Source organism: Falsiroseomonas sp. (genome assembly GCF_030695085.1).
In the GTDB taxonomy this organism is placed as follows: domain Bacteria; phylum Pseudomonadota; class Alphaproteobacteria; order Acetobacterales; family Acetobacteraceae; genus Falsiroseomonas.
Genome location: NZ_JAUYTS010000065.1, coordinates 1 through 3,720, shown reverse-complemented (window position 1 = coordinate 3,720; position 3,720 = coordinate 1). Strand labels below are relative to the sequence as shown.

The following is a 3,720-nucleotide window of genomic DNA, read 5'->3' as shown; positions in this document are numbered from 1 at the left end:
TGCTGTTCGCCTTCCTGCTGAACACACGCACCACCTTCATCTCGCTGACCGCGATCCCGCTATCCATCCTGCTGACGGCCATCGTCTTCGCCGCCTTCGGGTTGTCCATCAACACCATGACGCTGGGCGGCCTGGCCATCGCGGTTGGGGAGCTGGTGGATGACGCGGTGGTGGACGTGGAAAACATCCTGCGCCGCCTGAAGGAGAACACCGCGCGGGCGGTGCCGGCGCCCGTGATGCAGGTGGTGATCTCGGCCAGCGCCGAGGTCCGTTCCGGCATCGTCTACGCCACCTTCATCATCGTGCTGGTGTTCCTGCCATTGTTCGCGCTGACCGGCATCGAGGGCCGGCTGTTTGCGCCGCTCGGCATCGCCTACATCGTCTCGATCCTCTGTTCGCTGCTGGTCGCGGTCACCGTCACGCCGGTGCTGTCCTACTGGCTGCTGCCCGGGATGCGGCGGATGCATGCGGGCGACGGGGCGCTGGTGCGCGGCCTGAAGGCGGGGCAGGACCGGCTGCTGCGCTGGGCCTTCGGGCACCGTTCCCTGGTGCTCGGCATCGCCGTGGGCGGCGTGGCCATCGCCGCGGCCAGCGTGCCCTTCCTGCCGCGCGCCTTCCTGCCGCCCTTCAACGAGGGCACGCTGGTCATCAACGTCACCTACCAGCCGGGCATCTCGCTGGCGGAATCCAACGCGCTCGGCCGGGTGGCGGAACGCCTGCTGATGGAGGTGCCCGAGGTCAAGGGTGTCGGCCGCCGCACCGGTCGCGCGGAGCTCGACGAGCATGCCGAGGGGGTGCATTCCTCCGAACTGGACCTCGACCTGCGTGAGGGCGGGCGCCCGCGCCCCGAGGTTCTGGCAGACATCCGTGCGCGGCTCGCTTCCCTGCCGGCAGCGGTCAATATCGGCCAGCCGATCAGCCACCGCCTGGACCACATGCTGTCCGGTGTGCGGGCGCAGATCGCACTGAAGATCTTCGGCGATGATCTCGACACGCTGCGCACCCTGGCCGAGACGCTGCGCGGAAGGCTGGCGGAGAATGTGCCGGGCCTGACCGACCTGCAGCTCGAGCGCCAGGTGCGGATCCCGCAGCTGCGCATCGCTGTCGACCACGAGCGCGCCGCGCTCTATGGCGTATCGGCGGCGGCGCTGACGGAGACGCTGGAATCCCTGACCGGCGGCACGGTCGTCAGCCAGATCCTGGACGGCGCGCGCCGCTTCGACGTGGTACTGCGCCTCGCCGACGAGGACCGCACCACCGCCCGCCTGGCCGAGGCGCTGGTGCCGACGCCGCATGGCCGGGTGCCGCTTGGCCTGCTCGCGCGGGTGGAGGAGGGCGATGGCCCCAATCAGATCCTGCGCGAGGGTGCGCGGCGCCGCATCGTGGTGCTCGCCAATGCGACACCCGAGGCCGACATGGCGCAGGTCATCGCCGGCATCCGGGCGGAACTCGCCCGCACGCCCATGCCCACGGGCTACACCACGGCGCTGGAGGGCACCTTCCAGGCACAGGAGGAGGCGATGCAGACCATTGCGGTCCTCACCCTCCTGTCCCTCGCGCTGATCTTCGTCGTGCTCTATTCGCGCTACCGCTCGGCCATGCTGGCGGCGATCATCATGGGCAACGTGCCGCTTGCGCTGATTGGCGCGGTCGCGGCGATCTGGATCGCGGGGCAGCCGCTGTCGGTTGCAACCATGGTGGGTTTCGTCACGCTCACCGGCATCACCACGCGCAACGGCATCCTGAAGGTCAGCCACTACCTGAACCTTGCGCTGCATGAGGGCGAGCGATGGGGCCTCGCTCTGGTGCTGCGCGGGTCGGCGGAGCGGCTGACGCCGGTGCTGATGACCGCGCTCTCGGCCGGCCTCGCCTTGATCCCGCTGGCCATCGGCGCCGATGCGCCGGGCAAGGAGATCCTGCACCCTGTCGCGATCACCATCCTGGGGGGGCTGGTCAGCGCCACGCTGCTCGACACCTTGGTGACACCCATCCTGTTCCACCGCTTCGGGCGTCCGGCGCTGGAGCGCCTGCGCGCCGAGGCCGAGGAACGCCGCGCTGGCGGCACACTCGCGCCCGAGACATTCTGAGCCAGGGAGATTCCGATGCCGACCAAGCGCCGCCTGATGACCACAGTATTCCTGCTGGGCCTGTCCTCCGTGGCGCTCGCGCATGGCCCGTTGCGAGGCCCCAATGGTGGCCAGATGCAGGATATCGGCAGCTATCACGGTGAGCTGCTGGCGCAGGAGGGCCGCCTGACCTTCTTCCTGTTCGACGCGAATGACCGCCCGCTCTCCGCGAGCGGCGCCACCGCGACGGCGATCGTCCTGGCCGGCGGGCGTCAGCAGACCGTGACCTTTGCGCCGCGGCCGGATGGTGCGGCCCTGGTCGCCAGTGGCGACTTCCGGGCCGATCCCAGCCTGCGCGTCGTCGTGCAGTTGGTGCCTGCGGCGGGCCAACCGCGTGTCCAGGCGCGCTACACGCCCATCGAAGCGTCCAGATGACCGACACGGCGGAACGCCGCCTGCTTGACCCAGAGGCGCACATCCTCATCGTCGAGGATGATGGCGAGATGCGGAACCTCGTCGCGCGCCTGCTGCGGGAGGCGGCTTTCCGCGTCTCAGCGGCGCGCGACGGGCGCGAGATGTGGGAGCTTCTGGACAGCCCCGCCGGCCAGCCGGACCTCATCCTGCTCGACGTGATGCTGCCGGGCGTCTCGGGCCTCGACCTGCTCCGTCGCCTGCGGGAACGTTCGCGCGTGCCAGTCCTAATGTTGACGGCGCGCGGGGAGGAGATGGACCGCGTGCTGGGCCTCGAGCTCGGTGCCGATGACTACGTGGCAAAGCCCTTCGCCCCGCGCGAGCTGGTCGCGCGCGTCCGCGCGCTGCTACGCCGCGCCGCGCCGGCCGATGCGCAGCCCGACCCGCGTTCGCGACGGCTGGCCTTCGCCGGCTGGGTGCTGGATACGGCGCGACGCGAACTCACCTCGCCGGAGGGCGTCGCGGTCGATCTCTCCGGGGCGGAATATGACCTGTTGATGGCGTTCCTGGAACATCCGCAGCGTGTCCTGTCGCGCGAACAGCTTCTCGAAGTCGCGAAGCGGCGCGCGGGCGCGGATCCCTTCGACCGGACGGTGGATGTGCAGGTCAGCCGGCTGCGCCGGAAGATCGAGCCGGACGACGACAGCCCCTCCCTCATCAAGACGATACGCGGCGCCGGATATGTGCTCGTGGCCGACGTGACGCGCGCATGAGGTGGCCTTGGCCCGCGAGCCTGGCCGGGCGGATCACGCTGCTGCTGCTGGGCGGGCTGATGCTGCTGCACATCGGCAGCATGTGGGTGCATGAGCGTGCGCTCCGCGGGACCGAACAGGGCGCGCGCCTGGAGCGCATGGCCGACCAGCTTGCGGCGGCGCGCACGGCGGTCGCACCGCTGCCCGAGGCAGCACGCGATGCGGCGGTGCATGCCATCTCCCGCCCCGGCATCGAGCTCCACTGGGATCGCGTGGCACCCCTGCCGGAGGCCGCGCCGCCCGAGGCGCTGGCCGATGCGGCGGCGCGACTGGGGCCCGGAGCACGACTTGGCTGGGATCCGAAGGCCGAACCCGGGCACCGCGTGCTTGGCGCCGTGCCGGCGGAGGGTGGCGGCTGGATCGTCTTCTCGGCGCCATGGCTCGCCGCCGGCGGGGGCGCGCTCGACCACGGCGCCATCTCGTCCATGGTT

The 3,720-nt window shown here is 70.6% G+C and carries 3 protein-coding genes and 1 pseudogene; all 4 read left to right on the top strand.

Going from position 1 to position 3,720, the window contains the following annotated elements; translation table 11 throughout:
• Window positions 1-2,087, top strand: a 2,087-nt coding sequence (locus tag Q8S40_RS08115) for an efflux RND transporter permease subunit (RefSeq protein WP_305669982.1), incomplete at its 5' end; no start/stop codon positions are given.
• Window positions 2,088-2,123: 36 nt separating this feature from the next.
• A complete protein-coding gene (locus Q8S40_RS08110; protein ID WP_305669981.1) occupies window positions 2,124-2,501 on the top strand; it encodes a hypothetical protein in 378 nt (125 codons plus the stop codon).
• Window positions 2,498-3,250 carry a response regulator transcription factor gene (locus Q8S40_RS08105; protein ID WP_304808646.1) on the top strand — a complete coding sequence of 251 codons (753 nt, stop codon included), beginning with the start codon at window positions 2,498-2,500 and terminating at the stop codon, window positions 3,248-3,250. Before Q8S40_RS08110 ends, Q8S40_RS08105 begins: the two co-directional genes overlap by 4 nt.
• Window positions 3,247-3,720, top strand: a pseudogene (locus Q8S40_RS08100) (hypothetical protein); the annotation flags it as partial. The gene Q8S40_RS08105 and the pseudogene Q8S40_RS08100, both read left to right, overlap by 4 nt.

What these genes read in the sequence shown, in the direction of transcription:
- Q8S40_RS08110 (WP_305669981.1), top strand. Translation starts at nt 2,124, where the DNA reads ATGACCACAGTATTCCTGCTGGGCCTGTCCTCCGTGGCGCTCGCGCAT.
- Q8S40_RS08105 (WP_304808646.1), top strand. Translation starts at nt 2,498, where the DNA reads ATGACCGACACGGCGGAACGCCGCCTGCTTGACCCAGAGGCGCACATC.